The sequence below is a fragment of the Anaerobium acetethylicum genome, from assembly GCF_900096945.1.
GTDB classification, from domain to species: Bacteria; Bacillota; Clostridia; order Lachnospirales; family Lachnospiraceae; genus Anaerobium; species Anaerobium acetethylicum.
Genome location: NZ_FMKA01000002.1, coordinates 148,341 through 163,778 on the forward strand (window position 1 = coordinate 148,341; position 15,438 = coordinate 163,778).

Annotated in this window: 16 protein-coding genes; all 16 read left to right on the forward strand. The window is 43.7% G+C overall.

Going from position 1 to position 15,438, the window contains the following annotated elements; genetic code table 11:
• Positions 1–81 precede the first annotated feature (81 nt).
• The 16 genes from BJR36_RS03665 (at position 82) to BJR36_RS03740 (ending at position 15,435) form a co-directional block, all read left to right on the forward strand.
• On the forward strand, positions 82–897 hold the full coding sequence (locus BJR36_RS03665; RefSeq protein ID WP_091230280.1) for a flagellar hook-basal body protein: 816 nt from the start codon (positions 82–84) through the stop codon (positions 895–897).
• Positions 898–904: 7 nt separating this feature from the next.
• On the forward strand, positions 905–1,264 hold the full coding sequence (locus BJR36_RS03670; RefSeq protein ID WP_091230283.1) for a rod-binding protein: 360 nt from the start codon (positions 905–907) through the stop codon (positions 1,262–1,264).
• A gap of 148 nt (positions 1,265–1,412) precedes the next feature.
• The gene (gene recD2 / locus BJR36_RS03675) at positions 1,413–3,626 is read left to right on the forward strand and encodes an SF1B family DNA helicase RecD2 (protein WP_091230286.1); all 2,214 of its coding nucleotides are present in this window, start codon (positions 1,413–1,415) and stop codon (positions 3,624–3,626) included.
• A 62-nt stretch (positions 3,627–3,688) separates the two neighbouring features.
• On the forward strand, positions 3,689–4,411 hold the full coding sequence (locus tag BJR36_RS03680; RefSeq protein WP_091230290.1) for a ComF family protein: 723 nt from the start codon (positions 3,689–3,691) through the stop codon (positions 4,409–4,411).
• Between the two features lie 30 nt (positions 4,412–4,441).
• Positions 4,442–4,864, forward strand: a complete 423-nt coding sequence (locus BJR36_RS03685) for a flagellar protein (RefSeq protein WP_091230293.1) — start codon at positions 4,442–4,444, stop codon at positions 4,862–4,864.
• Positions 4,865–4,968: 104 nt separating this feature from the next.
• Positions 4,969–5,424 (forward strand): hypothetical protein, encoded by a 456-nt coding sequence (locus BJR36_RS03690; RefSeq protein ID WP_091230296.1) that lies wholly within the window; start codon positions 4,969–4,971, stop codon positions 5,422–5,424.
• Positions 5,402–6,331 (forward strand): ABC transporter permease, encoded by a 930-nt coding sequence (locus BJR36_RS03695; RefSeq protein WP_091230299.1) that lies wholly within the window; start codon positions 5,402–5,404, stop codon positions 6,329–6,331. Before BJR36_RS03690 ends, BJR36_RS03695 begins: the two co-directional genes overlap by 23 nt.
• Positions 6,332–6,391: 60 nt before the next feature.
• The gene (gene cdaA / locus BJR36_RS03700; protein ID WP_242875444.1) at positions 6,392–7,273 is read left to right on the forward strand and encodes a diadenylate cyclase CdaA; all 882 of its coding nucleotides are present in this window, start codon (positions 6,392–6,394) and stop codon (positions 7,271–7,273) included.
• Complete coding sequence (locus tag BJR36_RS03705; RefSeq protein ID WP_091230302.1) at positions 7,251–8,516, forward strand: CdaR family protein; 1,266 nt, start codon at positions 7,251–7,253, stop codon at positions 8,514–8,516. The genes cdaA and BJR36_RS03705 overlap by 23 nt, the downstream gene beginning before the upstream one ends.
• A 50-nt stretch (positions 8,517–8,566) precedes the next feature.
• A complete protein-coding gene (gene glmM / locus BJR36_RS03710; protein WP_091230304.1) occupies positions 8,567–9,916 on the forward strand; it encodes a phosphoglucosamine mutase in 1,350 nt (449 codons plus the stop codon).
• Positions 9,917–9,970: 54 nt separating this feature from the next.
• On the forward strand, positions 9,971–10,234 hold the full coding sequence (locus BJR36_RS03715; protein ID WP_091230306.1) for an HPr family phosphocarrier protein: 264 nt from the start codon (positions 9,971–9,973) through the stop codon (positions 10,232–10,234).
• Between the two features lie 336 nt (positions 10,235–10,570).
• Positions 10,571–12,235 carry a 2-isopropylmalate synthase gene (gene leuA, locus BJR36_RS03720; RefSeq protein WP_091230309.1) on the forward strand — a complete coding sequence of 555 codons (1,665 nt, stop codon included), beginning with the start codon at positions 10,571–10,573 and terminating at the stop codon, positions 12,233–12,235.
• Positions 12,236–12,530: 295 nt separating this feature from the next.
• Positions 12,531–13,376 carry a dTDP-4-dehydrorhamnose reductase gene (gene rfbD, locus BJR36_RS03725; protein ID WP_091230312.1) on the forward strand — a complete coding sequence of 282 codons (846 nt, stop codon included), beginning with the start codon at positions 12,531–12,533 and terminating at the stop codon, positions 13,374–13,376.
• Between the two features lie 171 nt (positions 13,377–13,547).
• Positions 13,548–14,270, forward strand: coding sequence for a glycosyltransferase family 2 protein (locus tag BJR36_RS03730; RefSeq protein ID WP_091230313.1), 723 nt, complete (start codon positions 13,548–13,550; stop codon positions 14,268–14,270).
• On the forward strand, positions 14,267–14,608 hold the full coding sequence (locus tag BJR36_RS03735) for a DUF2304 domain-containing protein (RefSeq protein WP_091230316.1): 342 nt from the start codon (positions 14,267–14,269) through the stop codon (positions 14,606–14,608). Before BJR36_RS03730 ends, BJR36_RS03735 begins: the two co-directional genes overlap by 4 nt.
• On the forward strand, positions 14,608–15,435 hold the full coding sequence (locus tag BJR36_RS03740; protein WP_091230319.1) for a glycosyltransferase: 828 nt from the start codon (positions 14,608–14,610) through the stop codon (positions 15,433–15,435). Before BJR36_RS03735 ends, BJR36_RS03740 begins: the two co-directional genes overlap by 1 nt.
• The last annotated feature ends 3 nt before the right edge of the window (positions 15,436–15,438 follow it).

Genomic DNA, 15,438 nt, shown 5'->3' on the forward strand with positions numbered 1-15,438 from the left:
TATCCAGAGCCGCTGTTTCGTGAGGCGTTGTTATGCAGGTATGCATAAGAACCCCAATTTTTCAGAGAGAGGTACACGAATATGATGAGAGCACTATGGTCAGCTGCTTCAGGCATGATTGCCCAACAGACCAGCGTTGACACGATTTCCAATAACCTCGCCAATGTAAATACGACAGGTTATAAAACAGAGACTGCGGAATTTAAATCCCTGCTCTATCAGACATTACAGACCAGGAGCACAAGTGCGAACGGTTCTGACAAGCCGGTTCCAGCCCAGGTCGGACTTGGTGTGCGAACAGCTTCCATCACTTCCCGAATGAGCCAGGGAGCCCTGACTGCTACGGAAAGCGATACTGATTTCGCCATTTCCGGTTCAGGATTCTTTGCTGTAAGAGGAGAGGATGGGGAAACCTATTATACCAGAAACGGTGACTTCAACTATATGGTCGGAACGAACGGCATGATGCTTGCAAACAGCGCCGGGCTTCCTGTGCTTGACTCGAATGGTAATGCCATCGAATTCGGTCCGGAGATAGACACCAGCAAGATCACCATCAGCGAGACAGGACAGCTCATGTATCCTGATGAGACGAACAATCCACAGTCGCTTGGATTTTCCATTGGAATTTTCCAGTTCAGCAATCCGGCCGGACTTGAAAAGACTTCCGGAAGCCTTATGAAAGAAACGGCAGCTTCGGCTGCGGCAATCAATGAAGCGACGGGACTGAATATCGTAAAAAGCACGATCAGCCAGGGCTACCTTGAGTCGTCCAACGTGCAGGTAGTTGACGAGATGGTAAACATGATTGTGGCACAGCGGGCTTACGAAATGAATTCAAAGGCAATCCAGGCGGCTGATGACATGCTCAGCCAGGCGAATAATTTGAGAAGGTAGGCGGGATATGACATCGATTGGCAGTTTGGGTTCTGCATATCAGGCAGATATCTATAATAAAACAGACAGGACGGATAAACTGGAAGACAACCTTTCGGGAAATCTGTCTTCGAAAGCGGATGAAGAGCTGATGGAGGTCTGTAAGGATTTTGAGGCATACTTTACAGAACAGGTATTCAAGGCAATGAAGAAGATGGTCCCTGAGAGCGGGGAATCATCTTCGTCCATAACCCAGATGTCGGACTATATGGAGGACAGCCTCTACCAGAATTATGCAGAAGCTGCTTCAGACGGCGAAGGGATGGGGATTGCCCAGACTCTTTACGACCAGATGAAAAGGAATTCATGTTTTTTCATGCAAGCATGAAACACATGACTTTGGGACCCTGGTATCATAATATATAAATATGAGCTGTCTCACACAGAGGCAGCTTTTTTAGCTCATAGGCGGGTGCCTGTAAGAGAAAAATGCTTCCTGTGGAAGTGCACTCATAAAAAAGGATGTGAATCAGGAATTGGAAACTTTTGAAGGTTATGTTGAACATATCATATACAGAAATGCCGATAATGGCTATACGGTAATGAATGTCGTCGGAGACGGCGAGGAAATAACCTGTGTGGGAAGTTTCCATTATATTGGTGAAGGCGAGCTCATCTCTGTTGAAGGGAGCTATATCGAGCATCCGACCTATGGGCAGCAGCTTCAGGTCGAAAAGCTGGAAATAAAAGCGCCGGAGGACAGGGTGTCGATTGAGAGATATCTGGGTTCGGGTGCTATAAAAGGCATTGGAACTGCCCTGGCTGCCAGGATCGTAAGGCACTTCAAGAACGACACCTTCCGCATAATCGAGGAGGAGCCGGAGAGGCTTGTCGAAATCAAGGGAATCAGCGAGAGGAAGGCAAGAGAGATAGCTGAGCAGATCGAGGACAAGAAGGATATGCGCAAGGCCATGATATTCCTTCAGCAGTACGGCATTTCGACTTCCCTTGCGGCGAAGATATACAATCATTACGGCCCTGCCACCTACAAGGTGGTCAAGGAAAATCCTTATAAAATGGCGGATGACATTGAAGGGGTAGGATTCAGGATAGCGGACGAGATTGCGGCGAAGGTAGGAATCCATACGGATTCGGACTTCCGGATACGAAGCGGCATTTTATATGCCCTCGTCCAGGCGGCGGCAGACGGCCATACCTATCTTCCGGAGACGGAACTTCTGGGGAAGACCAGCGGTCTGCTTGCAGTTGACGCAGCCCATATCGGAAAGCATATCATGGATCTGTGCATAAATAAGAAGCTTGTCATCAAGTCCGAAGGGGAACGCAAGGATATTTATGCATCCCAGTACTACTATCTGGAACTGAACACGGCAAGGATGCTTCATGATCTGGATGTCAGCTGCGATATTCAGGATTCCGTGATCCAGACGGGGCTGAAGGCCATCGAAAGGGAATCGGACATCACGCTTGATGAAATGCAGAGGGCAGCGGTATCGGAAGGAGTAAGACATGGACTGATGATCATCACCGGAGGTCCGGGAACAGGAAAAACAACTACCATCAATGCCATGATCAAGTATTTCGAACGGGAAGGGCTGGATATTCTCCTTGCGGCACCGACCGGAAGAGCCGCCAAGAGGATGACCGAGACAACCGGATATGAGGCACAGACGATACACCGCCTTCTTGAAATCACCGGAATACCGGACGATGCAAACCCGAGGATCAATTTTGAAAGGAACGAACAGAACCCGCTGGAAGCGGATGTGGTCATCATAGACGAAATGTCCATGGTGGATATCCATCTGATTCATGCCCTGCTTCGGGCGGTAACTGTGGGAACCAGGCTGATACTGGTAGGCGACGTAAACCAGCTTCCGTCAGTCGGACCGGGAAGCGTCCTGAAGGATATCATCAATGCCGGAGTGTACACTGTGGTCAAGCTTACCAAGGTCTTTAGGCAGGCAGTGCAGAGTGATATCATTGTAAATGCCCATAAGATCAATGCGGGGGAGAGGGTGGTTCTGGATAATAAGAGCCGCGACTTCTTCTTCCTGAAGAGGCAGGATCCAAATGTAATCATCAGCATACTCATCCAGCTGATCCAGCAGAAGCTGCCGCCATATGTGGATGCCACATCCTATGATATACAGGTCCTTACACCAATGAGAAAAGGCAATCTGGGAGTCGAACGGCTCAATACCATACTCCAGGAATATCTGAATCCAAAGTCTCCCTCAAAAAGAGAAAAAGAGTATGGCCAGGGGCTTTTCCGCGAAGGCGACAAGGTCATGCAGATAAAGAACAACTACCAGATAGAATGGGAGATCCGCAGCAAATACGGAATTCCTGTAGAAAAGGGAACCGGAGTATTCAACGGCGACATGGGGATCGTGAAGGAAATCAATACCTATGCGGAAACCGTAACAGTCGAATTCGATGAATCCCGGCAGGTGGAATATGCGTTCAAACAGCTGGAGGAGCTTGAACTGGCGTATGCGATAACCATACACAAGTCTCAGGGCAGCGAATATCCAGCAGTCGTGATTCCGCTGCTTACAGGTCCAAGGATGCTGATGAACAGGAATCTGCTGTATACGGCAGTCACACGAGCCCGAAAATGCGTCACGATCGTTGGAAGTACAGAGACCTTCCAGATGATGATTGACAACGAAAGCGAGCAGAAGAGGTATTCGGGGCTCAAAGAAAGGATTCTGGAAATTTCATAATTCTGCAGAGCCATATAGGGAAAAGCCATATAAGAGAGAGTCATTGGGGGAAAGGATTTTATATGCAAAAAAACGGACTGGCAGAAGCCATGGCCGAACTGGTCTATCCGAGGCACTGCCCGGTATGCCATGAAATAATGCCTTATGGGACAGGGAAAGCCTGTGTCCCATGCAGAGCATCTCTGAGCTGCATCGGCGAACCAAAATGCAGGAAGTGCGGGAAGCCTGTAGACCAGGAAGAACAGGAATACTGCTTCGACTGCAGCAGGCAGAGTCATTCTTATGAGCAGGGAACTGCGGTCTGGCTCTATGATAAAAAAATGAAAGAATCAATCTATCGTTTTAAGTATCACAACAAGCGGGAATATGGCGACTTCTATACAGAAGAGATCATGCGTCATTGCGGCAGCGATATACAGAGATGGAAGGCGGATATGATCATCCCGGTGCCCCTCCATAAATCGAAAATGAGAAAAAGGGGATTCAACCAGGCGGAATTAATTGCCCGCGGAATCGGCGAATCAACAGGAATACCAGTCAGAAATGATATTGTGGTAAGGAACAGGAAGACCCTTCCGCAGAAAGAACTGAGCCTGAAGGAAAGGCAAATAAATCTAAAAAGGGCTTTTAAAATAGTTGATAATGATGTAGAATTGAAAATAATTATACTGATTGACGATATTTATACAACAGGAAGTACAGTGGACGGAGTGGCAGAAGTTCTGCTTGAGGCGGGCGCCTCCCGTGTCTATTATGTCAGTATCTGCATCGGAAAAGGAATATAGCAGAGGCATCAGGAAAGGACGTGCAGATTCTTGGAAGTTAAAAATTGTAAAGGATGTAAAAAATTATTTAATTATATCGGGGGGGTCCAGTTGTGCCCCGTATGCAGAGAGGCTCTTGAGGATAAATTTCAAGCCGTTAAGAAATACATTTATGAGAATCCAAAGGCTTCTCTGGTTGAAATATCGGAGGACAATGACGTATCGAATACCCAGCTCAGACAGTGGATACGGGAAGAGAGACTTATGTTTACAGAGGATTCCGTAATAGGAATAGAGTGTGAAAACTGTGGGACCAGAATCAATACGGGACGTTTCTGCCGCAGATGCAAGGAGACACTTGCAAATACGCTGAACAGTGCATACCAGAAGCCTGCAGTCAGGGACGAACAGAAAAAATCACAGAACAGCGCAAGCAGGATGAGATTTCTTGAAGGATGGAACAACAGCAATTAGAAATAGCAGCCCCGCATTTATAGAAAAAGGCGACGAGAGCTTTCGTAAGGCAGAGGCGGAATTGTTGACAGGCATCAATAACAGAAGGACAGGGATTGTGACATATGTTAAATGAAGAGAGAATCAAGCTTATGACTAAGATGGCCATATATGAGAAGCGTGAAGGAAAAGAGATGCTTCCTGTTGGCGATTACTACAAAAGCGATTATGTCAGTCTTAAAATGGTAACGACGGGCATCAGCATCACAATAGCATATATTCTTCTGGTTGTGCTCTGGGGTATTTCAAAAGCGGAATACCTGATGGCAAACATCCATAAAATAGATCTGGCTTATCTGATCAAAAAAATAGCAGCCGGATATATTCTTCTGCTCCTTGCTTATCTTCTTATTTCCTTTATTGTGTACATGCTTAAATACAGGGCAGCAAAAAAGAGCTTGAAAAAGTATTATAAACAGCTGAAACAGCTCGGAGCGTTATATGAGGATGAAGCTAGTGTATCCGACAGCTTGGATGAAACGGGAGGAGGGCCTGATCATGACGAATTTACTGGTGTTTAAAGAAAGAATTAAAAACTTCTATAACAAGTATGAGATATATGTTACGCCATTTTTGAAATTTATGCTGGCATTCATCGCGTTTGTGTTAATCAACATGAACCTGGGTTTTATGGAAAAGATCAATAATCCATTAATCGTATTCATGCTTGCGCTTTTATGCTCTTTTCTGCCTTTTGGCATTACCGCCGTTATGGCGGCTGGTCTGATCGTTGCTCATATATATGCCGTATCCCTTGAGGTTGCGCTTGTGACGTTGATTCTTATGCTGCTTATGTTTCTGCTCTACTACAGGTTTGCACCGAAAGATGGCTATCTGATCATACTGACTCCGATTTCGTTCGCACTGAATATCCCTTATGTGATGCCGCTTGCAGCCGGTCTTATGGGGACACCTATATCGGCAGTGCCGGTAGCCTTTGGAACGGTGATCTATTATATAATCAGGTATGTAAAAGATAATTCGACTGCTCTCAGCAATTCTGAAAGCGGCGTATCAGTAGAGAATTTCACCTACATAATCGACAGTCTTGTCAATAACAAGACCATGTTCATAATTATCGCGGCATTCGTTGCTGCTACAACTGCAGTATATGTAATAAGACAATTCTCGTTCGATCATTCATGGTTTGTGGCAATTGTTACAGGAGGATTGGCAGAGCTTCTGGTTATCATAGTAGGAATTCTTACGCTTGATATAGATATGAACTTCACATCACTGATACTCGGTGCTGCGGCATCCTTTGCGATAGCGGCCGTACTGCGGTTCTTCATATTCAGTGTGGATTATACCAGGACGGAGTATGTGCAGTTTGAGGATGATGAATATTACTATTATGTCAAGGCGGTTCCGAAACTTGTCATAACGACACCAGAAAAGAAAGTAAAACATATCAATAAACAGAAATAGCGGCCTGGCCGCAAGGCGCAGGGCCGTTACCATAAATATATTTGAAAGGATGTGACAACGTTGAATAATATTATGGATTTTATAGATAAATATTTAACACGGCTGTCCCTTCCTAAAGTCGGAGTTACAGATCTGGTGGAAATTGCCATATTGGCTGTTCTTGTGTATCAGATCATGCTGTGGATCAAGAACACAAGGGCATGGATGCTGTTAAAGGGCATCGTTGTCCTGGGTGTATTTATACTTCTTGCGTATATTTTCAACATGAATACAATTCTCTGGATTGCCAGCAAGACTATCAACGTGGCGATCATTGCAGTTGTAATCGTTTTTCAGCCTGAACTCAGGAAGGCTCTTGAGCAGCTTGGCAGAAGAAATTTCCTGTCTGCGATTTTTGCTTTCGACAACTCCAAAGAAGGCACTGAAAGGTTCAGCGACAGGACAGTCAATGAAATCGTAAAAGCGGTTTATGAGATGTCAAAAGTCAAGACAGGTGCATTGATTGTGGTTGAGCAGAACATCATGCTGAATGAATACGAACGAACCGGCATACAGCTCGATTCGTTGCTTTCAAGCCAGCTGCTCATCAATATATTTGAGCATAACACGCCACTGCATGACGGTGCCATTATTGTGAGGGGAAACAGGATCGTATCAGCTACCTGCTATCTGCCCCTTTCGGACAGCATGTCACTAGGCAAAGAGCTTGGAACCAGACACAGGGCGGCAGTCGGCATAAGCGAAGCTACCGATTCCCTGACGATAGTGGTTTCGGAAGAGACTGGGAAGGTATCAATTGCCATTGGAGGCGAACTGATCCGCAATATTGAAGCAGAAGTGCTGAAGAAATATCTGGTTTCAATCCAGAATAAATCAATGGACTTCAAACGTTTCAGGTTATGGAGAGGGAGGGCTAAAAATGAAAAAAATGCTGACAAATAATATTGGCCTTAAGCTTCTTGCGGTTTTTGCAGCATCCCTTCTGTGGCTTATTGTTGTGAATATAGACGATCCGGTCATTACCAAGACTTTTACGGGGATTCCCGTTACGATAATAAATGATGAAGCGATTACTGAAAATGGTAAAGTCTACACAATACTGGAGGGAAGCGATACCGTAAGCTATACGGTCAGGGGAAACAGAAAAGTAGTGGACGGCCTGAGAAACACTGATTTTGTTGCAGTTGCAGATATGGAAGAGCTGATTTTCCTGGATACGGTGCCAATTACCATAACCCCGACAAAAAATGCGGATAAAATAGATTCCGTATCGCAGACGCAGACCCTTAAGGTCAGTATAGAGGATGCGGATACCAAGCAGTTCCCTGTAACTGTCGTGACTTACGGAACACCGGCAGAAGGCTATGCGGTAGGTGAAACAAAAGCATCTCCGAACAGCATCAAGATCACCGGTCCGGTCTCAGTTGTGAAAAAAGTCAGCCAGGTAAAAGTTGAACTCGACGTTTCGAATATGAACGGGAATATGGAAGTGCAGCTCCAGCCTAAGCTTTATGACAGTGATGGAGAAAATGTGGACGCAACAAGAATCACATTCAGCAACGATGGAATTACAGTTAATATGAACATGCTCAGGACGAAGAATGTGGATTTAAGCTTTGAAACGGAAGGGACTCCGGAGGATGGCTATGAGTTTGTCGGAATCAGCTACGAGCCGACCACGGTAACCATAGCGGGAACACGTACGGCGCTTGCGGAAATTTCCACAATTGACGTGCCGAAGGAAGCCGTAAATATAGCCGGAGCGACGGGTGATATAGAGGTGGTCGTAGACATACGGGAATATCTTCCTGAGACTGTCAGGCTTACAGATGAAAGCTATGCCTCTGTTCTGGTAACTGTAAAAATAGAAAAACTGACATCTAAGACGTTGGAACTGCCTCAGACGAGCATTGCCATACTGAACCTTCCTGAAGGACTGAATATGAGCTATGCCGATACAGCTCCGGCAAAGATAACTGTCAGAGGACTTGGGGCTGACATGGAGCTTCTTACTATAGAACAGATAACAGCCCAGCTTGATCTTGACAACCTTGCGGCAGGCTCCCATTCGCTGCCTTTGAAGATAAAGGTTCCGGAAAAATACGAGGTCATAGGAGAAGCGGCAATGAATATCATACTGAGCGCCCCGGAAGAAGTGCCTGAAACGACAGAAGAAGTGCAGTAGATAAAAAGATAACTTTCAAAATAGGAATAGGAATCATGGAGGGAAAATATATGGCAAGATTATTTGGAACCGATGGCGTAAGAGGAGTGGCAAATTCAGAACTAACGCCTGAACTGGCTATGAAACTGGGACAGGCAGGAGCATATGTGCTCACCAAAGAGAATAAGCATAAACCGACTATCATTGTCGGATGCGACACCCGTATATCCGGAGGAATGCTTGCGAATGCAATGATGGCAGGGATCTGTTCAGTAGGAGCGAATGCAGTATATGTTGGGATTCTTCCTACGCCAGCTGTGGCCTATCTTACGAGAAAGTACAAGGTGGATGCAGGAGTTGTCATCTCAGCATCCCATAATCCCATGGAATTCAACGGAATCAAATTTTTCAACAGCGAGGGCTACAAGCTTTCTGACAGCCTTGAAGATGAGATCGAAGTTCTCATAAACAACGATATGCTTGACGTTCCGATGCCGACAGGATCAGGAATCGGAAGCGTTGAATACAGGCTGGATGCAAGGGAAGATTACATCAGGTTTGCAGAATCCCTTGTAAAGGTTGACCTCAAAGGCATGAAAATCGTAGTGGACTGTGCAGAAGGCGCAGCACATTACACTTCAGTGGAAACTCTGAAGCAGCTTGGAGCAGAGCTGATTGCGCTTCATACGAATCCGGACGGAACAAATATCAATGCAAACTGCGGCTCGACCCATATGGAAGAGCTTATGGCCAGGGTCGTTTTTGAAGATGCCCACATAGGAATCGCATTTGACGGCGATGCTGACAGAATGCTGGCGGTTGACGAAAATGGTAAAATCGTAGATGGAGACCAGATCATGGCCATCTGCGGAAACTATATGAAGGATCAGGGAAAACTTAAAAAGAACACCATCGTTGCAACTGTTATGAGCAACCTGGGCTTCACTTTAATGGCTAAGGAAAACGGGATCAACCTGGAACGCACAAAAGTAGGGGACAGATATGTTCTTGAACATATGATGGGAATCGGAGGCAACCTGGGCGGAGAACAGTCGGGCCATGTCATATTCTTGGACGAGAATACCACCGGAGACGGCCTGCTGAGCGCCCTTCACCTTCTGGAAGTAATGGTAGCCACAAAGAAACCACTTTCAGAGCTTGCTTCAATCATGCAGGTTCTGCCACAGGCCCTTGTCAATGCAAAAGTGCCTGTCCACAAGAGGGATAAATATATGGAATACCCTGAAATTGCAGAGGCAATCAGCGAGCTGGAACGGAAATTTGCCGGAGAAGGCCGCGTGCTGATCAGACCATCCGGAACCGAACCGCTTGTCAGGGTAATGATCGAGGGCAAAGATCAGAAACAAATCGACGAAGAGGCTGGAAAATTAGCAAAATTAATTACAAAAACTATGCTGTAGAATCTGGGAGATAACAGATGAAACAGATTTATAACAGTATCGGAGGAAAGATTAATGGTAAGTCGCAAAGTAATTGTTCATAATGCAACAGGCCTTCACCTGAGGCCGGCAGGGATTTTATGTAAGGAAGCCATGAAATATAAATCACGTGTTTCATTCGCATTCAGAGACAGTGTAGCAAATGCAAAAAGCGTGCTCAGTGTCCTGGGAGCATGCGTTAAAAGCGGAGATGAAATAGAACTGATCTGTGAGGGTGAAGATGAAGAAACTGCATTAAAGGAGCTCATTGAGGCGATTGAAAGCGGACTGGGTGAATAAATATTCGGTTTAGGCTCTTAGGTGTTCCAAATATTCTTCCGTAATGGATTGTAAAAAAAAATATTCAATGATATAATCAGATTTACAATACCCGGAAATAGCCGGGATATTGAATTTATTTTAAGGGAATGATTAAGATGGGGCTAGGACAGTAAGCACAAAGTTATTTATCATCAAAAAATACAGCGTAATTTACCGACTCCATAGCTGTTAGTGGATTAAACGGCATATCAGCAGAATGCTCGAATATTTATGCAGGCATGACTGATAATAATTCCGGCGGAACTATTTCCGGCCGGTGAAGCGAAAACACATCAGAAAATGGAGGAAATGATTATGTTAAACTATCAGAAATATAAAAGAGTACCTGTTATGAATTATCCTGAAAGGGAATGGCCTAATAAGCAGATCGAGAAGGCGCCTATGTGGTGCAGCGTCGATTTGAGGGATGGAAACCAGGCACTGATCGAACCAATGGTTGTTGAAGAAAAGATTGAAATGTTCAATCTTCTTGTGAAACTGGGATTCAAGGCAATTGAAATCGGTTTCCCATCGGCTTCACAGATCGAGTATGATTTCTTAAGAGAACTCGTTGACAGGAAACTGATTCCTGATGACGTGACGATCCAGGTTCTGGTACAGTGCAGGGAGCATCTTATCAAAAGGACTTTTGAATCCCTGGAAGGCATAAAGAATGCAGTTGTGCACATCTATAACTCGACATCGACACTTCAGAGGGATGTCGTGTTCGGACTTGAAAAAGATGCAATCAAGCAGATTGCAATCGAAGGAACAAAACTCGTAAAGAAATATGCAGAAGAATTTCCGGGAAAAATCACACTTGAGTATTCGCCAGAAAGCTTCACGGGAACGGAACTCGACTATGCCCTTGAAGTCTGCACGGCTGTCCAGGAGACCTGGGAGCCTGACGAGGACAACAAGATCATATTCAACCTGCCGGCAACTGTCGAAATGACTACGCCTAACGTTTATGCAGACCAGATCGAATGGATGCACAGGCATTTCAAGGACAGGGAAAATATCATTATAAGCGTGCATCCTCACAACGACCGCGGAACCGGCGTAGCAGCTGCAGAACTTGCTCTGCTTGCAGGGGCTGACAGGGTTGAAGGAACGCTCTTTGGAAACGGCGAAAGAACTGGTAATGTTGATGTGCTGACAGTGGCATACAATATGTTCTCCCAGGGAATCAATCCGGAACTTGAACTGGAGCACGTAAACGAAATCATAGAGATCTATGAAAGATGTTGCAAGATTCCTGTACATGTAAGACATCCTTACGCAGGAAAGCTTGTATTTACTGCATTCTCCGGCTCACACCAGGATGCGATCAACAAGGGCATCAGGGCAATGAGGGACAGAGGACAGGAAATATGGGAAGTTCCGTATCTTCCGATCGATCCATGCGACGTGGGAAGAGAATACGAACCGCTGGTACGTATCAACAGCCAGTCCGGCAAGGGCGGTGTGGCATTCGTTATGGATACCTATTTCGGATACAAGCTTCCAAAGCCTATGCACAAAGAATTTGCGGATGTCATCCAGAAGATGTCCGAACAGCAGGGCGAGGTTGCGCCTGACCAGATTATGGCCAAATTCGAGGAAGAATACCTCCAGGCAGCTGAACCTTTCGAATTCCTGAAGGTAAGGGTGGAAGATATCGGAGATACAGACAGCCATGCAAAACTGCTGTTCAAATATAACGATGAAGACATACTCGCAGAAGCAGACGGAAACGGACCGATTGATGCCGTTAAGAACGCAATCGAGGAGCATGTCGGCATGGAACTGAAAGTTCTGGACTACTCCGAGCATTCACTCGCAGTGGGATCGGATGCCAAGGCTGCCGCTTATATCCAGCTTATGGATAAGAAGACCGGAAACATCACCTATGGCGTTGGATTGAGCTCCAATATTACAAGGGCTTCCGTAAAAGCGATGTTCAGTGCGATGAACAGGCTTAGCAGGAAAGAGAAGTAAGTTAATATTCAAATAATTAGTTAATTTTAAGGCCTGACTTCAATAGTAATATTGAAATCAGGTCTTTTTATCAGCATGAATTTTAGCGGTTCGATGCAATATAAACGCACAACCCAGAAAAAGAAATGGCAAGATTCAATAAGCAGTAGTATAATGGATAGGGTTAACGGGTTAAACCTTAAAATGAAATATAAAAAAGCAACGGAATGGAAGCTGTTTTCCTCAAAGCGGAATACAAAGATTTTTTTGAAGATTTATTTGTTACTGCGGGAAAAGAAAGGATAGGGTAAATAAGATGAAAAAGATTTTAGTTACAGGAAGTAATGGACAGTTAGGAAGAGCTATTAATAAGGTGTTCGAAGGAAATAATGAAATTGAGATAGTAAATACCGATGTGGCAGAACTTGATATTACAAGTATTGATGCAACAATGGCATTTGTGAAAAATATCAGGCCATATGCAATCATAAACTGTGCGGCACATACAGGGGTTGATGCTTGTGAAACAGATATCGAAAATGCATATAAAATAAATGCGATCGGACCAAGAAACTTAAGCATAGCGGCCACTGCTGCTGGTGCTAAAATAGTTCATGTATCAACAGACTATGTGTTTGAGGGGAATGGAACCAGGTCATATACGGAATTTGATGCGACGAACCCGCAGGGGGTGTATGGAGCAACAAAACTTGCCGGAGAGAATTTTGTGAAGGAATTCTCAAAAGAATATTTCATCATTCGAACTGCATGGCTTTATGGGGATGGTAAAAATTTTGTAAAGACAATGCTCCGACTTGCAGAAACGAATGATAAGGTAAGGGTAGTAGGAGATCAGTTTGGTTCCCCTACAAGCACTGCAGAATTAGCAAGGATGATCGCACATCTTTTGCCAACGGAAAACTATGGTCTGTTCCACGGAACTTGTGAAGGCAGCTGCAGCTGGGCTGATTTTGCAAAAGAGATATTCAGACAGGCAGAGAAAAACACAGAGGTTGAAGCAATTACAACGGCAGAATATCCGACGCCAGCAAAGAGACCGGCATACTCCGTTTTAGATAACTTCATGCTTAAACTCACAACAGACTTTACATTTGCACAGTGGCAGGATGCGCTGACGGAATATATGAAAGAGCTTGTGTAAACTATTTGATCGAGGAAGTGATGGGATAATCATGGACCTGGTATTCTGCGTAAAAACCGATATTGACCTTTAGTATAAAAATTAGTATACTTATTGATGTTTGAATTTCTAAGGCTTCAAAGGTTATAATAGGAAATCGAAATGTAAAGGATGAGAATGAGGAGACATTACATGAATATATTAATAATAATACCTGCATATAATGAAGAAGGAAACATTGTGCGGGTAGTGGAAAATTTGAAGAGCAATTATTCGGATTACGATTATATTGTGGTTAATGACGGATCCAAAGATAATACTTCGAAGATATGCCATAATAATAATTACAATATTATTGATCTGCCTGTGAATTTAGGGCTGGCAGGTGCGTTCCAAACCGGTCTTAAATATGCATATTTAAAAGGATACGACTATGCGATCCAGTTTGATGCAGATGGACAGCATCGTGCAGAATTTATTAAGACCATGTATGGCGAAATAAAAAAAGGATATGACATTGTAATTGGATCCAGATTTTTAGATGAAAAGAAGCCAAAATCACTGCGTATGCTAGGCAGTAATATGATATCAAAAGCGATAAAAATGACAACGGGTGTAAGAATTCAGGATCCGACTTCGGGAATGAGGATGCTGAACAGAAACCTGATCCGGGAATTTGCGGTTAATCTGAATTATGGTCCAGAGCCGGATACGATATCCTATCTGATAAAACAGGGCGTAAAAGTATCCGAAGTTCAGGTGAGTATGGACGAACGAATCGAAGGAGAAAGTTATCTGACTTTTTCAAGGTCGATGAAATATATGTTGAGGATGATCATTTCCATTGTATTTATCCAGAATGTCAGAAGAAGAGACAAACGATTTGTTAGTGAGAGTGGAGGACAGAGCAAATGACAGTAGTATTTAGAATCGTATTGATTGTTGCATCTATTGCAACGGCATATTTTATGCTGAAAAAAATACAGCAGTCAAAAGTGAAGATTGAGGATTCTATATTTTGGATCTTGTTTTCCGTGATGCTGATTGTTCTGTGCATAGTTCCGCAACTGGCGGATTTTATGGCAAAACTTCTTGGGATTAAATCCACGGTGAATTTTATATTCCTATTTATTATTTTCTTGTTACTGATAAAAAACTTTTTGCTTACAATTAAGATGTCCCAGCTTGGTCATAAGACGGAAGAATTGATACAAAAAATTGCAATTGATGAAAAGTTAAGGGAGAAAGAATAATGAAGCAGCCGATGATAAGTATATGTATCCCGGCATACAACAATGAGGGGTTTATTAAAGAAACAATAGAATCGATTCTGAATCAGACATATAAGAATTTTGAACTGATTGTTGTGGACGACAAATCCCGGGATAACACTGTAAAAGTAGTTGAAGATATTAAAGATGCACGTATAAAATTGGTTAAGAATGAAAAGAACTTAGGTATGGTAGGAAATTGGAACAGGTGTCTTGAGCTTGCCAATGGAGAATATGTTAAACTGATATGCGCAGATGATATTCTGTACCCGGATTGTGTTGCAAAAGAAGTAAAAGTCCTTGAACATTATCCGAATGTTAACATGGTTGTCAGCAATACTGCATTAGTCAACAATGATGGAAAAAAAACAGGCGAATTCAGACGATATTTCAAAAAAGGTGTTGTGAAAGGGAAAGAAGTTGTAAAAATGTCTTTGCTGATCCAAAACTTTTTTGGAGCACCGGTCAATACAATGTTCAGGAAAAAAGCACTTGAAAAATCCGGTAAATTTGATATCGATTTTACCTACATATTGGATTTTGATTTATGGATCAGGATAGCAGCTTTGGGAGATATCTATATACTGAAGGAAACTTTGAATGGCTTTAGAATCAGAAATGATTCCAATACAGGGATGCTTATAAATACAAAACAGGATGTTTACGTTGATGAGCATAAGAGGCTTTTAGAAAAGTATATGCGGCTTGGAACAGTTAAATTTACAAAGTTTGATTATAAGTTAAGCATTTTTATCAGAAAGATAAGAAACAGAATGATTAACGTGTACTTGAAATGCTTTGCAAAATAGAGG